Source organism: Dyadobacter sp. CY351 (genome assembly GCF_021502625.1).
Lineage (GTDB): Bacteria > Bacteroidota > Bacteroidia > Cytophagales > Spirosomataceae > Dyadobacter > Dyadobacter chenhuakuii.
Window position 1 is genome coordinate 77049 of record NZ_JAKFFU010000007.1, and the last position, 18833, is coordinate 95881.

Consider the following 18833-nt stretch of genomic DNA (forward strand, 5'->3'; position numbering starts at 1 on the left):
GAGATCGTTCGGAAGGTTTATCCCTTTGAACGATCTCTTTTTTTATCAACATGTTTTACATTAACATGTTGCTTACTAAATATTTGCCTACTGAAAATAGCCCAGCGTATCGTGCAGTGAAATGTCCTCGTGCGAAGCGTCAAAAACACATTCCCCATTTTTTACAACCAGGAGTTGCGGAGATTCATGCTGTATTTTGAATGTGTTCGCTATGGACATGGATTCAGTGCGGTTATTGACCACATCCACAATGTAAAGAGGCACATCTACATCTGGAACCGAATTTACGTCCGATTTCAACTGGCGATAAGCCATCAGGCTCGTCATGCACCGTGGGCTATGTTTGTATATGATAGCATACTCAGATGACTTGTAAATTCTCTCGACCTCTTCCGTACTATTGATTGTAATCCAATTCATAATTTCAAGCGAAAAATTGACTTTAATTCCGGCAATGTCTCTACAACAACATTAACACCTTTTTTCATTCCCCATCCCGAAAAAAAGCGTTCCAGTTTGAAGGAGGTAGGTTAAATGTAAGTGTAAAGCTGGATGCGGCGGCGCGTGGGTGTAAACATGGTACGCTGTCTTTTTCATGAAAATAACTTTACAATACTTTATTGTAAAAAATTGTGACCAAAAAACCAATCAACGTCTAAAAGGAAAATGGATGAAAGAAATATAAACTTATAGGTTGATTTATGAAAATTAGTAATATCTTTGTGATTGTTCGGGACAGCCTCTTTGCGGCGAAATTCCAGAAAGAAGAATGCAATGCGTTCGCGCGAATGTTTGAGCTCTGGAATGATGCCGAATTTCTTGAAGCATTTTTTGAGGAACATAAGCAGGATTTGAACGCCTTCTGGCAGCATGTTACTGTTCAGGAAGCTGTTATTGCGACAATGAATGAAGCGATTTTGTTGGAGCGGAAGTTAGTGGCAGTAGCGCAAACCGGGCTGACAGACGAGAATGAGACGCTTTCCTGCTTGTTCAGGCCATTGCGAAATGGAACAACAAAACTGGAAGAACTGGAGAGAAGCAAGGTGAGAGGTTCGCGGAGGCATAGTTGGTTGCGAATCTATGCAATCAGGGTGGATGTTAATTTATTTGTGGTTTCTGGTGGTGCAATTAAGTTGACAAGGACTATGAACGAGCGAAGTCATCTCTTAACAGAATTAGAAAAACTGGAATTTTTGCGGGGTTACCTTGGGGATGCTGAAAATAATGAGTTGGAGATTTTTGAGATGTATTAACCGGAGAAAAATGGAAAAGATCAGAGAAAAACTAAAAAATGCCAAGCAGGACATTACTTGGCTGCCCGAGGCGAAGGCCAGGCAGGAGAATCATACGTGGCTGCGGATTTCATTTGCGATTGGCGTCAGCGTGCTGAGCGCCTTACGCGAGCGCAAAATGACGCAAAAAGATCTTGCAGAGAATTTGAAATGCTCTCCTCAATATGTCAACAAGATTGTGAAAGGGTCGGAGAATCTTACCTTGGAAACGATTTGCAAGTTAGAGAAAGCGTTATCGATCAAGCTGATCGAAACGCCTTCTCTTCCGCTGATGTCCTGATTTAGCAATACACCCTAAGCTTCCGTGCTAAGCCTGGCGTGATAAAAATAAAGAATGCTCAGATAGCCGACAGCTTCTTCGAGCGTTCAAACCTTATTTTTTTATCACCTTAGCGCTTTTGCCGTTCGTGGTGACAGTATACAAGCCGGTTGGGAATTTGCTCATATCCAGGGACATAGTATTTAAATTTTGCTTGGATGTATAAAGCTTTGTTCCTGCTACATTAAACACTTCCACAATTCCCAGCACTTTTTCCGACTCAATGTTCAGCAGATCGGTTACCGGATTAGGGTACGCTTTGATTATGCTGCTTTCTGCAATATTGGTGCTTACAACCCGGGTGAAATTAAACTTCCCATCCAGATCCACTTGTTTGATACGATAGTAATAAATGCCTGAGGGAAGAAATTCTTCCTGATATGCATAGGCGTTCGTTGCGTTCGAATGTCCGGCTGCTGCAACCGTGTTAATGCTTGTGAAAACAACTGCATTTTCACTGCGCTCCAACTCAAAATGGGATGCGTTCGTTTCCTCAGAAGTAGCCCACTGGATCAAAGGTCGGCTGTTTCCTGTGTTGCGGACATTAAAATATTTCCAGGTTACAGGGAGTGCCGTGCCGGAAACATAGAGGCGAGGGGAGAAGATGGTGTTTTTATTGGCGTCGATAATTTTTAATTTGTAAAACCCTGTTCCTGCCGTCCACTGCTGCGATGTGGCCTCTACCTGATTGCAATTATCTGCGCTCAGCCAATTGTATACCGAGCCGCTCGGAATGCCTGGCCCTGCGAATGTGAGATCCGTGGTTCCTGCCGCCTGAGTTGCTGTGACTTCCACGGGGGGCAATGCAGGATAGGGGGTGGACTGGCTGAGAAAATCACTGGTAATCCTGTCGTTCCAAAATCCCGCGAGAGAAATTAATCCTGAATACACATTCCCATCAGGAGATTGCGTGACACCATCACCTCGGAAATGGACTTCATCGGCGCGGTATTCAATGCTGTAGTACGGGTCCGTATCGGGGCCCTGGTATACGTGCGCATAGGTGGCATCATTGTCGATCAGCTCATTTTGTGCAGCGATCACGTTCGCAGAAACCCTTGTTGCACCATCAAAAGTGAAGCGCGAAGCCCGCGCTACAACCCATGCCAGGTTATTTTTGCCCGAAAGATTTCGGCTCGCATTGATCACCTCCCAAAGTTTATCTCGGTAACGGTCCTTGGCGCTGCCCACAATTGAGCTTTCGATAAAGTTATCGGTTTCTCCCTGGTGCCATAGGACGGCGCGGATGCCAAGCTGAGCAACGTAGTTATTTAATGCTAACCTGAGGTGACCGAACGGTAAGCCTCTTGGAAAAGTATAGCCAAATGGTCCTGTGGTAATGGCATCAGGATCAATCGTCTGCCGCCATTCTTCAATCCCTGTACTCGACCAGCCGGCATTGAAGATCATCACCGGGACGTGGTATTTTTCGTAAATTTTGTCACCAAATGATCCCCAGCACCAGGCATAATTGCCAAATGGCGAAGTCTTTGTGCCTGCATCCAAATGAACAAATTCCGGGCAGGGGAGCTGAACATTATTGTACTCCGTAACAGCCCCGTCGCTCACATTCTGGAAGTTCACGCTGTTTACCTGGTCATTGGAAGCGCCGGGGCCGTTAGGATTAGCATCGCCGCCTGTTGCGTTGGACTGACCTGCCACAACGAAAATTTCGCCGATGCCCACGCGCTCCACACTGGAAAGTTTTGGCTCGCTGCCAGCCTTTATTGCCCGGACTTCAAGCCTGTACCAGCCGCCCTTAACGGTCATCATCCCGTAAAAATGCCCGCTGGAAAAACTTGCGTCGATAATTGTCCAGCCACCTCCGGCAGGGGCTGCTTCGCCTTCGCCGGTAACGCGGGGCACGAAGCGCGCTTCGATATGCTCAAAAGGTTCAGTGATATACCCTCCGATGTATACGTTTGCTTCGTTGGCATTGTTTCTTTGAAATACCGCCCGTTCCGTAGGAAAAGTTACTGTGACCTGTGCGAAGACTGATTGGCTGAGGAGTAGAAGAAGTAATGAGAAGATTGTGAGTAGATTTTTCTTCATAGAGTAGAAGTTGGTTGTGATTATTGTTTAATTTATTTATAAGATTTTTCAGACAATCGGACATAAGTGTCCTGACTCGCCAGAGTTGATGTTTTGCCAGTCTATCAGGGCTTTGCCTTGGAGGAATGAGAAAATTACCAAGTGTAAAATAGAGGATGATTCGCAGTTTTTGCCAATCCCTCCGCATTATTTATTAACCGTATAGACAGCGCGTAGCTTTAATTCTACGCCCGGTTTTAAGCCGGAAATCAACTATTTTTGTGGAATGACAAAGATGATCCCACAGAATTTACGAGAAATAATGATCCATAATGCGCAGGAAGTTCAAAGCGACCTGGCCAAGGATCACCCGCCCGTGGTTAAGCTTCATTCTAAATATGGTAAGGCAATATGGCTATTGTCCGAGTTGGATGCGACTAACAACATTGCATTCGGTTTGTGCGATCTGGGCCAGGGAAAACCAGAATTGAGCTACGTTTCCATCACCGATCTGGAAAGCATCAAACACGCCAGGCTCAAAGTCCCCATGGTCGAAATCGACCCCACTTTCGACGGCAAGTTCCCCATGAGCGTCTACCTGGAAGCTGCAAAGCAAAATAAGCGGGTAACAGAAGATGTGGCCTTGCTCGAGGAAGCGGCGAAGCGCATTGCCTGAAACTTCCCATCATCCCGTTTTTCTTGTCCTAGTTCAATGTTTTGCCCTTTCGTAGGATGGTATCTTTGTGTCAGCAAAAACAAAGAGAACTAAACTTTTTAGAAAACATGGAACATACAATCAACGGGATCCACCACATTACAGCTATTGCTGGTGATGCTAAAAATAATTATGACTTCTATACCAGGGTTTTAGGTTTGAGGATGGTGAAAAAAACCGTCAACTTTGATGACCCTAATACATATCACTTTTATTACGGCGACAAGGAAGGAACGCCGGGTACTATCCTGACATTCTTCCCTTGGGGCAGCCAGATTCCTGCGGGTCGCCGGGGAACGCGGCAGGTTACTGAGATCGGTTACTCTGTGCCGGAAGGAAGTCTTGATTTCTGGTTGAAAAGACTAGATGCCAACCACGTTACTTACAACAAAGTAGCAGAGAAATTCGGCGAGCAATACCTGACATTTCTGGACCCGGATGGTTTGAAATTCGAGCTTACTGTGTCCAAAACGGCTGATAACAGAACGCCTTACGAAACCTCGGAAGTGACTGCGGAAAACGCCACACGCGGATTCCACAGCATCACGATCACCAGCAACAAAATCGAAGAAACGGCGAAGATCCTGACAGACATTTTTGGTTATAAACTGCTGGAACAACATGTGAACCGTTACCGTTTTGTGACGGATGCCGTTGAAAATGCTGCGATCGTTGACCTGGTTGAAGTGCCTGGCGAACGTGCCGGTCATGTAGCTGGCGGATCTGTTCACCACGTAGCTTTCCGCGTTGCTAATGATGATATTTTGATGGAATTCCGTAAAAAAGTGATTGAAGCGGGACATCAGATCACGGATAAAATTGACCGGAATTACTTCTATTCGCTGTATTTCCGCGAGCCAGGCGGTGTGTTGTTTGAAATCGCCAGTGATAATCCTGGGTTTGCAACGGATGAAACGGTTGAGGAATTGGGAACGAGTTTGCAGCTTCCCGCTCAATACGAACCCCGCAGGGCTCAGATTGAAAGTGTGCTTCCTAAGTTAGTTTAAGGGACACGTTTTAATTAGCCGGACGCATTGATATTCAATCTTGTCCGGCTGATTTTCATTCATTTAAATACAACAATATGTATACGCATAGCAAGCAAATAGTAAACGATGGCATGGGCATTGAGGAAGCAAAAAAAGCGATTGTCATGCTCCACGGCAGGGGTGGATCTGCGGAGGATATCATTTCCCTGAAACGCGTTTTGAATATGGGTGATATGGCCATTTATGCGCCAAGGGCATCCAATAACAGTTGGTATCCGTACAGTTTTCTGGCGCCGGAAACAGAAAATCAGCCTGCGTTGGATTCAGCGCTGAATATTGTTGATCAGGTTGTTACGGAGATTGAGGCGGCGGGAATTTTACCGGAGAACATATACTTTGCGGGTTTTTCGCAGGGTGCATGTCTCACATTGGAATATACGACCAGAAATGCAAAACGTTATGGTGGCATTATTGCCTTTACAGGTGGTTTGATCGGTGAACAAATCAATGAGGGGAATTATAATGGTGATTTTGCCGGGACTCCCGTTTTCATCGCAACCGGTGATCCGGATCCGCACGTGCCGGTTTCGAGAGTGAAAGAAAGTATTGCGATTTTGGAGCGGATGAATGCATTTGTGACGTTTGCCATTTATCCTGGCCGCCAGCACACGATTTCTTCACCAGAAATCCAGTTGGCTAATAAGCACGTTTTGAATGCATCAATTTGAGCATAAGCTAAATAAGAAAGTCATGAAAAACAGTATTTTGCATAAAGCCGATTCCCGTTTTGTCGCGGATCATGGCTGGCTTAAAAGTGCCCAGACATTCAGTTTTCACGATCATTATGATCCGCAGCGCATACAGTTCGGGGCTTTGCGCGTCCTTAATGATGACATTGTAAATGGCGGAAAAGGTTTTGGCAGGCATCCGCATGATAATATGGAGATCATTTCGATTCCGCTGGAAGGCACATTGGAGCATCAGGACAGCATGGGCAATGTGGCTGTGATCAATCCGGGTGAGATTCAGGCTATGAGCGCAGGGACGGGCATCTATCATACCGAATTCAACAAGCATCCCGACGAGCCTGTGACATTTTTGCAGATTTGGCTTTACCCCGATCAATTGAATGTTGCCCCGCGTTACGATCAGCTGGACTATAGCAAAGGCGATAAGCACAACAAGTTTTTGCAGATCCTTTCACCTGATCCGGACGATGCAGGCGTATGGATCCAGCAGCAGTCGTGGTTCCACATTGGTGAACTGGACGCAGGTTTTGGAACCAAATATTCGTTGAAAAAAGCGGGAAACGGACTCTATGTATTTGTGATCAAAGGCAATGTTCATGTCAACGGCGAGGCGTTGGAGCGGCGGGATGGATATGGCTTGTGGCCGGAAGCAGATGTGAACATTACAGCAACAAGCGACGCAGAGGTGCTTTTAATGGAAATTCCTGAAAAATGGTGAAATGAAGTCTGGCGCAATGCAGCCTGATTAAACCAATTGCCTGATTAACAATGATCCAACGGGACTAAACCCCAAAATAAAATGGCAAATATAAATATTCTCGTTCTGGCTGATCATGCGGAGATCCTGGAAACCATGATCCGCCTGATCAACAAAAACGATCAGTGGAATGGAACGGGCGTGAGCAGTTTGGATGAAGCCAGGATGGCTTTTGAGATAAATAAATTTGATTTAGTACTTTTAGGCGTCGGCGTGGATGAGGAAGCAGAATCGCAGATTTTGCGCTTATGCAAAACGGTTGCGCCTCAAACAGTATGTATGCGGCATTATGGAGGTGGAAGCGGCTTGCTTTACTCCGAAATCAAGCACGCGCTGACACAGCGTTAAATCGAAAAATTGAAGCATGTTTGAAAAAATAAATGACTATGCGTTGCGGTGCATGACGTTCGCACCTGAGGATCTCGAATATTTTGATTCTTTGCTTCAATTTAAAAAATACCCTAAAAAAAGCTTTCTGTTACAGGAAGGGGAAATATGCCAATTCGAAGCCTACATTCTGAAAGGGTGCATACGGACCTATCACATAGACAATTCGGGTACAGAAGTAACATTGCAGTTTGCGGTGGAAGATTGGTGGGTGAGTGACATTACCAGCTTCCAGAACCAGACGCCCGGACTGGTTTACATTGAAACGCTCGAAGATTGCGAATTGCTTATACTCACGCCGGAAACCAAAGAAAAGCTGCTGGCCAAAGTGCCCGGCTTTGAACGGATGTTCCGGTTGATGGTGCAGCGAAACCTGGCTCAGTTGCAAGAGCGTCTTTTCAGAACCATTTCAACCACAGCTGTTGAAAAATACCTGGACTTTCTTAACCGTTACCCCGCCATTCCACAACGTGTCGCCCAGCACTACATCGCGTCCTACCTGGGTTTTTCTCCTGAATTTCTAAGCAAAGTCCGTAAAAAGCTAAGCGAGAAATAAGTGCTGCTGGCAGTTACTTCCTGGTTTATATGTATACGGCGCAAAAAGCTCCACAAATTTATTGGTTAGCACAAATACAAAAGTGCTTTTGGCTGTTTTTTCGGCCCATTCCGGCAGTGGAACAATAGTTGATGAATGCCTGACATAACCAAATACAAACAAGTCATGGCAAGTAATTCAGCAGTAGTAGACATACTTAATGATTTAATCCTGATTAATAACGACCGCGTTGAAGGATATAAAAAGTCAACTGACGAGACAGACAGCTCGGACACAGATCTAAGATCACTATATTCCAACCTGGCAGACCATAGCCGTGAAATTGCTACCGAACTTAAAAGAGAGGTTACAGCGTTAGGCGGAGAGCCTGCGACCGGCACTATGGTTTCGGGTAAACTGTACAGGACCTGGATGGATGTGAAATCAGCATTCAGCAGCGATGGTAGAAAAACATCACTTGAAAATTCGGAATTCGGCGAAGATGCTGCTCAAAAGGCTTATGAAACGGCCCTGGCATCTGATGAGTTAACGCCGGATTTGAGATCATTAATAACTAGACAAAAAGCAATCCTGAAAGACGGACATGACACGATCAAACGTCTTCGTGATTCAGCTAGAATGTCCCAATAACCATTCATCATCAACGAACTAAAAAAGGACCGATGCAAATCGGCCCTTTTTTTATGGATAGTCTTCAAATGAATTACTGTCGTTTCTTCACAGACTCATCATCATGCTTGCGACTGGTAGAATCAGCATTCAGATTGGATTGGTTGGATGGGTAACCCAGGCTGTCATTCTGGTTATCTTCACCCACTCCTGTCGCTGCGCGGCTCGCTGCTCCGCTGCTGTCATTCGGCGTCGTTTCTGACTTGCTTCCTGAACCTTCGCTTCCTTTTTCGGAGTCGTTCACTGTTCCGCAAGAAGCAAGTGACATGCAGATGGCAAAGGCGGACATTGTAATAATTGATTTTAACGCTTTCATACTTGGTTTTTTGTTTAGTTGGATGTTATAAGCTTTTGTTGGAGCATTATAGGCTTCTTTTAAAATTTTATCTAGATTAACATCAAGGACGGGGTAATCAGGAAAGCCCGATCAGCAGTCCTTCGTCTCCGCCCAAAGTAATGATATCTTCAACCTGCATGCCGATGCGTTCAATTTCTGTTCCGAGGATTACCGTACCCGAGTAAGATTCCTGTCTGGGTTTAAAGTAGGCAGGTCTGTGACTCAGATTCAAAACAATCAGAAATCTTTCATTGCCCGATTCGCGCACGTAAGAGATCAGTTGCTGGTCCGCATAAACAGGCCTGTAAGATCCGACATTCAGCGCTGCATGTTCTTTGCGGAGGCTGATCAGTTTCCGATAAAAATGCAGTTTGGAATACATATCGCCTTTTTGCTTCTCCACATTTACCCGTCCAGAGTTGAATGGCAATCGCAGCCATGGCTTGTGGGTTGAAAAACCTGCGTTGATCTCGCCGCTCCATTGCATAGGTGTACGGGCAGGATCGCGGCTGATATTCAGATCGGGCATATTCAGGCCTTGCGGGTCTACAATTTCGTTCATCGGAATCGCCACATCGCGCATTCCGATTTCATCTCCGTAATATATAGTAGGCGTCCCGCGCAATGTCAGCAGCAAGAGCGCGGCGACTTTTGCCTGTTCACGGCCAACGCGGCTGGATATTCTGGGTTTGTCATGATTTCCCAGCACCCAGTTTGGCCACCCTTCGGCTGGTAATGCGCCTTCATATTCATCAATCGCCATAGCAATCGCAGGTGCGTCCCAGGGCAATGTTAGTAACTGGAAATTAAATGGCAAGTGAGCACCGTTGTTGTCCTGACCATAATAGGTAACCAGCTTGTGGATCGGCAGATAAATTTCACCGATCAGCACGCGATCGTCGTATTCATCCGTAACGGCGCGCATCATGCGTACAATTTCGTGCACCTCGGGCTGGTCCGTGGAATAAACAGGTGTGTAATGATCGTAAATCAGGTCGTTCGGGTTAAATGTTGAACCTGGGAACGGCGGATTATCGCGCAGCTGCTCATCCTTAATCATATGCCACATAACATCCACCCGGAAACCGTCAATCCCTTTGTCCAGCCAGAATCGCATTACATTCATCATGGCCTCCTGAACTTGCGGGTTGCGCCAGTTTAGGTCAGGTTGTTCCTTCAAAAATGCGTGGTAATAATATTGCTGGGTAACTTCGTCCCATTCCCAGGCATGTCCGCCAAAAACGCTCAGCCAGTTGTTAGGCAGCCCGCCATCGGCTTTCCCGTCGTGCCAGATATACCAGTCGCGTTTGGGATTGTCCTTGGAAGATCTGCTTTCCAGGAACCACGGATGCTGGTCTGATGTGTGGTTTGGGACCAGGTCCAGAAGCAGCTTCATGCCCCGGTTGTGGACTTCGCCGAGCAATTCATCAAAATCTTCCATTGTCCCGAAAAGCGGGTGTATACCTTGATAATCTGATATATCGTAACCGAAATCGGCCATTGGCGAAGAAAATATCGGCGAGAGCCAGACGCAATCCACACCCAACCATTGTAAATAGTCGAGCCTACTGATAATGCCTTGCAGATCACCAACGCCATCACCGTTTGAATCCTGAAAAGACCTTGGATAGATCTGGTAGATAACGCCATTTTGCCACCAGAGATGCTGTGACCTTACAGATGGTTGTGTTATTACTTGCTCCATAATTGTGGGTTTTGATCATTCAAAAGCCTTTGGACGTAAAAAATCGAGCCTACAAGAATAGTAGGAGCGATCGTAACAACAAGTGAAGTTGCATCATTCCTACAATGATATGTATTAATGGATGTTGTGGCACAGTTTTTAGATCGCCGGGGTATCTTTTAAAATCTGTTAACCAAAACGAGTATTCAAATGGAGCAAATAACAACACAGGAAAAAGACGCTTTCTTTAAAGTTGCGGAGGGCGTTTGGGGGTTGACGGACATTATGGTGAATGTATATGTTGTCCAAAATAAGGAGGATCAGTCCTGGGTCCTGATAGATGCCGGGCTTAAATCTGCCTATCCAAAAATCAAGAAAATGGTAACCCAGCTTTTTGGGGAAGGAGCGAAGCCGGCGGCAATTGTGCTGACGCACGGTCATTTCGATCATGTTGGGTCTCTGAAAAAGTTGGCGGAAGAATGGGACGTGCCCGTTTATGCACATTATCTGGAACTGCCTTATCTCAGGGGAAAATCCAGCTATCCACCACCCGATTCCAGCGTAGGCGGCGGGCTTATGGCTTATATGGCGGACCTTTATTCATCCAGTCCGATTGATTTGCAGGACCGGGTAAGCGAGTTTCCGGGCATAACGGCCGACATTCCCTTCATGCCCGAATGGAAATACATTCATACGCCAGGGCATGCACCCGGACACATAAGTTTCTGGCGCGAAAAAGACAAAGTGCTTATCGCGGGCGATGCCGTGGTAACCACCAAACAGGAGTCGGCAACGGCGGTTTTGCTTCAAAAGAAAATCATTAGCGGTCCGCCAAAATACTTCACCTGCAACTGGCTGAAAGCGGAAGATTCAGTGGACCAGCTTGCTTCGTTACAACCTAATGTGCTTGCGACGGGCCATGGCAAACCCATGTATGGAAAGGAAATGCAACAGCAGCTGCTAGAACTTGCGTATTATTTTGAAGAGAAAGCGGTGCCAAGCACAGGCCGTTATGTAATGAGCCCTGCCATTACGGATAGTGAAGGAATAGTGTCTGTACCGAAAGAAACTGCTGAACCTTACCAAGTGCTGTTTACAGTTGGGGCAGTTGCCGCGGCCGCGGCCCTTGGCTGGGCTTTGTTTTCAAAATATAAAGTGCAAAAGAGCTACTAAATCAAAGCGAAGAGTAATGCTTAGCGCTTAGAAGTTATTTCATAACGTCAGGTTCAGAAAACGATAGTCGTCCTTCATGCTAGCAACGAATTTGCCATGCCAGCATTTAAAAGACTTTTTCTGACCTGACGTTGTGTAGAAATGTGTGCCCTCCGTCAACAAATTTATATACTTAATTCCATTGTTAACCCGTCAACTCTTCCATGCCAGCCCGGGTTGCTGACAGGAATGATTTTTTACGTCCATTTTCTTAATTCGTAAGGATTAAAGTGAAAGTAAAACAAGTACTATCATAAAATGGATCAAAGAGAGATTTACCTTGTAGACGATTCGGCGGATCATAGATATCTTGTCCGGACAATCTTTAACAAATTTCTTCCCAATTATCATGTGCGTTTTTTCCAAGGGGGCAGTGAATTATATCAATTTCTGATCCTGCAATCTTCCCCGGACTACGCCGGCAGACTTCCCGCGCTAATCATACTGGACCATCAAATGCCTGCCATCAGTGGGCTTGAAGTGCTGAAACTACTCCGCCGGACACCGGACAACGCAAAAACGAAATGGAAAACCATGCCGATCGTTATCCTCAGCAATGACGATTCGAATGACATTATCAACAAATGTTACCTGGCAGGCGCTAATTCGTTTTTTCTGAAACCCCAGGAATTTGAAGAGCTGCGATACATGTTGGAAACAATCTGTCACTATTGGATGGATTATAACAAGCTTCCACAGATCAGCCAGCCAAAGATTGAACAGAAGCCAACAACGCTGGATCACGATGAATAGCGCATTTGGGACTGCGTAATAATACCTGGTGGCTTGCCATTTAATAAGTGTAGAACCGTTTGATAACACAAATACCGGATGTATGGCTCAATTTCGGTTATTTTGAACGTCACTCAAAACTATCAGAACCGTGGACAGTAATAGAGAGATCGGCGCGACGATCATATTATTTGGAATGATAATTTTCTGGATCTTTTCCACTATCCGGAAAAATCACAGAGCAAAACAAAAGCAAAAAATCCTACGTGAAGGCATTGAAGCAAATGCAACGGTCCTGAACATTAAACCGACCGGCGAGTATTTGAACAATTTACCCGAATACCAGATGAAAGTAAAAATCCAGCATCCGAAAGGCACGGACTTTGTTGCAGAAGTAACAGAAACATTGTCCTACTCCAAATACGATGCGATGAAACAAGGCAGCCAGGTGCTGGTTAAATACGACCCGGAATATTACAAACGGGTAATCTTTTTACAAACCGCCTGACACCTATACAAACATTAACAATCACACACCTATTCGCAATTTATTGCGGTTCTTTCAAGGCAACTTCCGGTCATCGGCGGTTGCCTTTATTTTTTTCTGTAAGCAGCGATTTTCGTATATAATTCGTTGGGCGTGAAAGGTTTGCTGATGTAGTCGTTCATGCCTACTTTAAAGGCAATGTCCTTAATGTCAAGCATAGCCGAGGCGGTAAGTGCAATGATAGGAAGCTGTGCATATTTCGGGTCGGGCAGATACCGGATCTTAGCTGTGGCTTCGTAGCCGTCCATTTCGGGCATTTGCAAATCCATCAAAACAAGATCATAGTCATTCTGCTGCACAATTTCACAAGCGATGAGTCCGTTTTCGGCCACGTCGTAATCTATTTCCCATTGCTTCATGAAGTTTTTCATCAGGAAAATGTTGACCGCATTGTCTTCAACGATCAACACTTTCATGCCTTTCAGGCTCTTAATATCCGTAACGGAGTGGCTGGTTTGGGCCGGAATCTGTTTTTTACTTCGTTTAAATGTAAGGCTGAAATAAAAGGCCGAACCTTCTCCTGGTTTGCTGCGCAGGTTAATGGTGCTCTTCTGCAATTCCAGCAGTCTTTTTGTTATCGTAAGGCCAAGGCCCGAGCCTCCGTATTTTCTGGTCGTATCCGAAGTTGCCTGCGTGAAGCTGTCAAAGATGTTATCCAGCTTTTCAGGCGGAATTCCGATTCCGGTATCTTGTATTTCAAAGTCAATGGTTACAGAATCCGGATCACGCTTTGCTACGGAAGCAGAAATTGTGACTTTGCCAAATTCAGTAAATTTCACAGCGTTGCTTACCAGATTGGTGAGGATCTGGCCCAGGCGAACTGGGTCGCCTATTACATTAAGGTTAAGTGCCTCATCCACATTCAATTCAAGTGAGATCCCTTTTTCGTCGGCTCTTTGGATATTGCCGGAACGGATGTTTTCGAGTAATACGAGAATGTTAAAATCGACCTCTTCAAACTCAATTTTTCCGGCTTCTATCTTGCTGAAATCCAGGATATCATTAATAAGCACCAGCAGGTTTTCAGCCGAAAATTTTAGAATGTTCAGATATTCCATCTGCTCCGGCTTCGGATCGTGTTGAAGCAGCAAATGCGTAAAACCGATCACTGCGTTCATAGGTGTCCGTATCTCATGGCTCATCGTGGACAAAAACTGGGATTTCGCCACAGCCGCCATCTCTGCCTGTTCCTTCGCTTTGATCAGTTCCTGCTCATTTTTCTTTTGCGCATCAATGTCCATAATGGCGCCGTAAAGCTTCACGACACGCCCGGTATGGTCGGCAAACGGCTTTCCTATGGCATGGATAAACTTGATCCTACCATCCGGAAGCACAATCCTCAGGTCAAAGCTCGCCGGGTTGAGGTTATTTACAGCATCCTTGATATGCGAAATGTATAAGTGCATATCATCCGGATGGATCATTTTAGAAAAAAGCTCCGTATTCGGGCCGGTGGAATTGGGTTCGAGGCCAAAAATGCGGAATGCTTCATCGGACCAGTAATTCTGGTTGGTAACCAGGTCCGCTTCCCAGCTTCCGCTGTGTGTAAGTTGTTGGGATTCAGCAAGCATGGCTTCATTCCGCCTGATTAATTCTTCCGCATTTTTCCTGTGGCTGATATCGTGCCATACCACCAGGAGCACCATCTTATCATCAACATGGACCGGATTCAACGTCACTTCTACCGGAAACTCGTCGCCATCCAGGCGCCTATGGATCCATTCGAAGCGGTTGTAACCCGTTTCGTGCGCAATGCGGTCCATCTCCAACGATTTTTCGTCAGAGCTCCTTCCGTCGGGCTGGAATTCAGGTGAAAATTTCGCGGGATGAATTGAGAGCAGCTCGCTCTTGTCCTTGCATCGCAGCATCGTTACGGCTGCTTTGTTGCAGTCTATGACGCCCTGGCTGTCAATCAGCAAATGAGCATCCGTTGAACGTTCGAAAACTACGCTCAGCTTTTCCCGCAGCGAATAGCGTTCGTGAATATCCGTGATGGAACCCACCATTCGCACCGGCTTTCCATCGATAAACTTGGCATTCCCGCAACATTCGAAATAGCGGTAACCTTTAAATTTTGTGCGCAGCCTGACCTGCACATTGTAGGGGATATTTTGTTCGAGCTGGGCATTGATTGCCGTTCTCACAATTACCCGGTCGTCGGGATGGACGAGCATTTCTGTGAAATTCTCGTAACCCGGCGTAATTTCATCTGGCTGATATTCAAGAAGTTCGAAAAGCCGATCTGACCAAGTCTGCTTATTTGTTTCAAAATCCCAATCCCATATTCCGGCATTTATACCGGAAATCACCATTTCCAAAGACTCGATTGTAAACACTGAACTCATTAGCTAACCTGTTCCAATATTCATCTAAATTAAGATAATTTATATTGCAATGTTACTGTTTGGAACGTGAATTTGTAAAACTAGTTGGGCGATTTTTAGCCTGCTGCTTTTAAGCAATGTGCAGTATAAAAGTCAAAAACCGCAACAAATGTCCAAACACTCGTTGTGACATCTGCTGCGGTTTTTTGAATATCACTTAGCTTAAAACACGGGTATTTCTAGAAAATAAATTTAGTGCTCAGGAAGTTAGAAGTATCCTCGTGAACAATTTCGTTGATCAGCTGCTTATTCGCTTCGTTCATTTTAAATGCAACCAATGAGCGGATGGAGAACGAGCGGATTGCGTCGGCAACAGATAATGTTCCTTCTGCGCTGTCCTTGCGTCCGGTGAATGGGAACACGTCCGGACCGCGCTGGCACTGGCTGTTCACATTCACACGGCTCACCTGATTTACGAGCGGATCGATCAGCGAAGCAACTTCATCGGCATTGTTACTGAATATACTAACCTGCTGTCCGTGTGTAGATTCAATTAAATATTCAATCGTTTCTTCCAGGTCATCAAACGGCACAACGGGCACGATGGGGCCGAATTGCTCTTCGTAATAAAGCTTCATTTTATCATTAACCGGATAAACCACAGCCGGATAAAAGAACGAGCCTTCCGAAGCGCCGCCGTTTTCATTCATGATCTGCGCGCCATTTTCGAGTGCATCAGAAATGCAGCCGTTCAGATATTCAATTTTATTGGTTTCGGGCAGGGGAGTGAGGGCGACGCCTTTTTCCCACGGCATCCCGAATTTCAATTCACCGACCGCATCACAAAGCTCTTTCAGGAATTGATCCGCAATGCTCCTGTGTACCCAGACGATCTTCAAAGCCGTGCAACGCTGGCCATTGAAGGAAAGCGAGCCCGTAATGATCTCTTTTACAGCGAGGTTGATGTCTGCATGCGGCGTAACAATCGCTGCATTTTTCGCATCCAGACCCAGAACTGCACGTAAGCGGTTTACTTTCGGGTGGGATTTTTTCAGTTCGTTGGCCACTTTACTCGAACCGATCAATGTGAGCACATTGATCTTCCCGGACTGCATAAGCCCCGGAACAATCGCATTGCCACGGCCGTAAATCACATTCACTACGCCTTTCGGAAAGCTGTTCATGAAGGCTTCCTGCAAAGGATAATGCAGCAATGTACCAAACTTCGGAGGTTTGAAAAGTATCGTGTTACCCATGATCAATGCGGGGATCAGGGTTGTGAAAGTTTCGTTTAAGGGGTAATTAAATGGTCCCATACAAAGCACAACGCCTAAGGGTGAGCGTCTTACCTGAGCGGCAATGCCGTCCACAATGTCAAACCCGGAAGAGTCGCGGTCCAGGTTTTTCAGGGAATCAATGGTTGCGTAAATGTATTCAACGGTCCGGTCAAATTCTTTTGTTGAATCGGCAAACGACTTACCGATTTCCCACATGATGAGCTTTACGATAATGTCTTTTTGCTCGATCATTTTACCGGTGAACTGCTCCACACAGTGAATTCGTTCGGCAACACTCATCGTAGGCCATTCGCCACGGCCATTGTTGTAAGCGGCAACAGCAGCGTCCAGCGAAGCAGCTGCTTCGTCGGCTGTGCATATCGGATAACTGCCTATCAGTTTGCGTTCAAGGCCATTTTCTGTTTTGATACAAACAGGTGAGTAAACCTCATGCACAGGGCCATCCCAGGTCTTCATTTCGCCATTGCTCAGATACTCGCGCTGGTGGATCAATGAAGGCAGCAAAAACGCTGCGGGAATGTCTTGTTCTTCAACAAAGATGTTTTTTAACGTGGAATTGAAATCCATTGAGTCATTATTTATTGTGAAACCGTAACATTTTAACACACTGGGATGATGACGAGGTTTAGCCATTTTATCCCTAATACGGAAACAAACTTAGCGGACTTTACAATTCTTTAATGGATTGATTTCGACATAAAATGACTTAAAATTGTCAAATATTACTATGTTTTGTCATTTTGAAGAACCGGGTGATCAAAAAGATCGAAGCCATCGTCAGCCCGAGGATCAGGCCCAGCCACATGCCCACAGCGCCCATACCGAAGTGAAATGCCAGCAGATAGCCAACTGGAATTCCAATGACCCAATAGGCCACGCCAATCAGGACGGTTGGCGTTTTTACGTCCTTAATCCCACGCAAAAGCCCCGCGCCGATCGCCTGGGTGCTGTCGGAGATCTGGAATACGGCTGCAAACAATAAGAGGAGTGCAGCCAGCGCCAGAACTTCTGTGTTCTTATTGAACAGGGTAGGGATCTGGAATCGGAAAACCGAGAACAGGATCGCACAGAGCGTTCCGTAAATCAATGCGGTGAGAATGGTGCTTTTTCCGATAACAAAGATTTTGAGCCAATCTTTCCTGCCCAGCGCGTTGCTTACGCGGATCGAGCCCGCCTGCGCAAGGCCCATAGAAACCATAAATGTTAAGGAAGCGCTGCTTAATGCAATTTGATGCGCGGCTTGCGCCACCGCGCCCAATGTTCCTATAATGATACCCGAAACAGCGAATGCCCCGGCCTCCATACCAATCTGCAAACTGCTGGGAATGCCAATATGCAGCAGCTCCCTCCAGGTTTGCGCTTTAAATTTCCATTGACTGCTGCTGACAGCAATGTATCGCGAAAAGGTTTTGTGCTTTAAAACAACGGCGGCCAGCGCCAGAAACATGCAGGACCGCGTGATCAATGTTGCCCAGCCTGCACCTTCCAATTCAAGGCGTGGAAAACCCCAGTTGCCGTAGATAAGCAGCCAGTTCAGCAGAATGTTCAGCGGCATCCCGGCCAGCGACAATATCATGGCCGTCCTGGTATATTCCAGGCCGTCCGCAAATTGTTTCAAGGTCATGAAGAGCAGCATGGGAATGATGGAAAGGCCCATTAATTTCATAAACGGGATCGCCAGCTCCACCACTTCGGGATCCTGTCCCAGGTTATGCAGCAAGCCTTTTCCAAAAACCAGCGTAAGCGAGATGGCAACGGCCGTTAATGCGCAAAGGCAAAAACCATTGAACAAATAATGTGAAACCAGCTGGGAATCGCGGCGCCCGTTGGCCAGAGAAACCATTTGGGAAACCGAAATAGTCATTCCTATGCCGATCACAAAAGGAATGTTCATGGCATTGATGACCAAGGCGGCGGCGGCGAGTTGCTTGTAGCTGATCGCGCCGACCATCGCACTGTCAATAAGGTGGAGGGCCATTTGGGCAAGTTCTCCGATGATGATGGGTAAAGCTAATTTTAATGTTTGTGATGCTTCGGTTTTCATGGCACGCTAACAGATACTAAAAAAGAATGCAAAGTTAGATAACCCATCCGGATAAACTTTGATTCGATGCAAAGTCAACTTCTTTAAATATCTGTGAACAGTCCAGGTCAACCCCGGAATTATTCGTCTGTCCAGTAAGTTGGTAGAGTAAAAACAATGAGAAAATAGGTTTCTATATTTGTACAAAAAAG

General features: G+C 45.9%; 19 protein-coding genes. 12 read left to right on the forward strand and 7 right to left on the reverse strand.

Annotated elements, in window-relative coordinates; translation table 11 throughout:
- Nucleotides 1-87: 87 nt before the first annotated feature.
- Nucleotides 88-420: a bacillithiol system redox-active protein YtxJ gene (gene ytxJ, locus L0660_RS14610; protein ID WP_026629896.1), complete on the reverse strand. Its 333-nt coding sequence runs from the start codon at nt 418-420 to the stop codon at nt 88-90.
- A gap of 281 nt (nt 421-701) precedes the next feature.
- On the opposite strand from ytxJ, the gene L0660_RS14615 reads away from it, so the two are divergent.
- Both L0660_RS14615 and L0660_RS14620 read left to right on the forward strand, forming a co-directional pair.
- Complete coding sequence (locus L0660_RS14615; protein WP_235160133.1) at nt 702-1253, forward strand: hypothetical protein; 552 nt, start codon at nt 702-704, stop codon at nt 1251-1253.
- A 10-nt stretch (nt 1254-1263) separates the two neighbouring features.
- Entirely contained in the window at nt 1264-1572 is a 309-nt protein-coding gene (locus L0660_RS14620) for a helix-turn-helix transcriptional regulator (protein WP_235160134.1), read from the forward strand.
- Between the two features lie 93 nt (nt 1573-1665).
- On the opposite strand, the gene L0660_RS14625 is transcribed toward L0660_RS14620, so the two are convergent.
- Nucleotides 1666-3663 (reverse strand): T9SS type A sorting domain-containing protein, encoded by a 1998-nt coding sequence (locus L0660_RS14625; RefSeq protein ID WP_235160135.1) that lies wholly within the window; start codon nt 3661-3663, stop codon nt 1666-1668.
- Between the two features lie 265 nt (nt 3664-3928).
- On the opposite strand from L0660_RS14625, the gene L0660_RS14630 reads away from it, so the two are divergent.
- From L0660_RS14630 to L0660_RS14660, 7 genes are all read left to right on the forward strand, one after another.
- Nucleotides 3929-4318, forward strand: a complete 390-nt coding sequence (locus tag L0660_RS14630) for a DUF2958 domain-containing protein (protein ID WP_235160136.1) — start codon at nt 3929-3931, stop codon at nt 4316-4318.
- 107 nt (nt 4319-4425) lie between these two features.
- Nucleotides 4426-5364 (forward strand): ring-cleaving dioxygenase, encoded by a 939-nt coding sequence (locus L0660_RS14635; RefSeq protein ID WP_235160137.1) that lies wholly within the window; start codon nt 4426-4428, stop codon nt 5362-5364.
- A gap of 77 nt (nt 5365-5441) precedes the next feature.
- A complete protein-coding gene (locus tag L0660_RS14640) occupies nt 5442-6074 on the forward strand; it encodes an alpha/beta hydrolase (RefSeq protein ID WP_235160138.1) in 633 nt (210 codons plus the stop codon).
- Between the two features lie 22 nt (nt 6075-6096).
- A complete protein-coding gene (locus tag L0660_RS14645) occupies nt 6097-6813 on the forward strand; it encodes a pirin family protein (RefSeq protein WP_235160139.1) in 717 nt (238 codons plus the stop codon).
- Between the two features lie 81 nt (nt 6814-6894).
- Nucleotides 6895-7200 (forward strand): response regulator receiver protein, encoded by a 306-nt coding sequence (locus L0660_RS14650; protein ID WP_235160140.1) that lies wholly within the window; start codon nt 6895-6897, stop codon nt 7198-7200.
- Nucleotides 7201-7216: 16 nt separating this feature from the next.
- Nucleotides 7217-7795, forward strand: coding sequence for a Crp/Fnr family transcriptional regulator (locus tag L0660_RS14655; RefSeq protein WP_235160141.1), 579 nt, complete (start codon nt 7217-7219; stop codon nt 7793-7795).
- A 165-nt stretch (nt 7796-7960) separates the two neighbouring features.
- Complete coding sequence (locus L0660_RS14660) at nt 7961-8425, forward strand: PA2169 family four-helix-bundle protein (RefSeq protein WP_235160142.1); 465 nt, start codon at nt 7961-7963, stop codon at nt 8423-8425.
- A 73-nt stretch (nt 8426-8498) separates the two neighbouring features.
- Here L0660_RS14660 and L0660_RS14665 read toward each other — a convergent pair whose 3' ends face one another.
- Nucleotides 8499-8780: a hypothetical protein gene (locus L0660_RS14665; protein ID WP_235160143.1), complete on the reverse strand. Its 282-nt coding sequence runs from the start codon at nt 8778-8780 to the stop codon at nt 8499-8501.
- 97 nt (nt 8781-8877) lie between these two features.
- The gene (locus tag L0660_RS14670; protein ID WP_235160144.1) at nt 8878-10506 is read right to left on the reverse strand and encodes an alpha-amylase family glycosyl hydrolase; all 1629 of its coding nucleotides are present in this window, start codon (nt 10504-10506) and stop codon (nt 8878-8880) included.
- A 189-nt stretch (nt 10507-10695) separates the two neighbouring features.
- Here L0660_RS14670 and L0660_RS14675 point away from each other — a divergent pair, with 189 nt between their 5' ends.
- The 3 genes from L0660_RS14675 to L0660_RS14685 all read left to right on the forward strand — a co-directional run bounded on the left by L0660_RS14675 (nt 10696) and on the right by L0660_RS14685 (nt 12937).
- On the forward strand, nt 10696-11658 hold the full coding sequence (locus tag L0660_RS14675) for an MBL fold metallo-hydrolase (protein WP_235160145.1): 963 nt from the start codon (nt 10696-10698) through the stop codon (nt 11656-11658).
- Nucleotides 11659-11955: 297 nt separating this feature from the next.
- On the forward strand, nt 11956-12450 hold the full coding sequence (locus L0660_RS14680) for a response regulator (RefSeq protein WP_235160146.1): 495 nt from the start codon (nt 11956-11958) through the stop codon (nt 12448-12450).
- A 130-nt stretch (nt 12451-12580) separates the two neighbouring features.
- The gene (locus L0660_RS14685; RefSeq protein ID WP_235160147.1) at nt 12581-12937 is read left to right on the forward strand and encodes a hypothetical protein; all 357 of its coding nucleotides are present in this window, start codon (nt 12581-12583) and stop codon (nt 12935-12937) included.
- Nucleotides 12938-13023: 86 nt separating this feature from the next.
- On the opposite strand, the gene L0660_RS14690 is transcribed toward L0660_RS14685, so the two are convergent.
- The 3 genes from L0660_RS14690 to L0660_RS14700 all read right to left on the reverse strand — a co-directional run bounded on the left by L0660_RS14690 (nt 13024) and on the right by L0660_RS14700 (nt 18642).
- Nucleotides 13024-15321, reverse strand: a complete 2298-nt coding sequence (locus tag L0660_RS14690) for a PAS domain-containing hybrid sensor histidine kinase/response regulator (RefSeq protein ID WP_235160148.1) — start codon at nt 15319-15321, stop codon at nt 13024-13026.
- A 218-nt stretch (nt 15322-15539) separates the two neighbouring features.
- Nucleotides 15540-17165, reverse strand: coding sequence for an NADP-dependent glyceraldehyde-3-phosphate dehydrogenase (locus L0660_RS14695; RefSeq protein WP_233797684.1), 1626 nt, complete (start codon nt 17163-17165; stop codon nt 15540-15542).
- Between the two features lie 148 nt (nt 17166-17313).
- Entirely contained in the window at nt 17314-18642 is a 1329-nt protein-coding gene (locus L0660_RS14700) for an MATE family efflux transporter (protein WP_233797685.1), read from the reverse strand.
- Nucleotides 18643-18833: the final 191 nt, after the last annotated feature.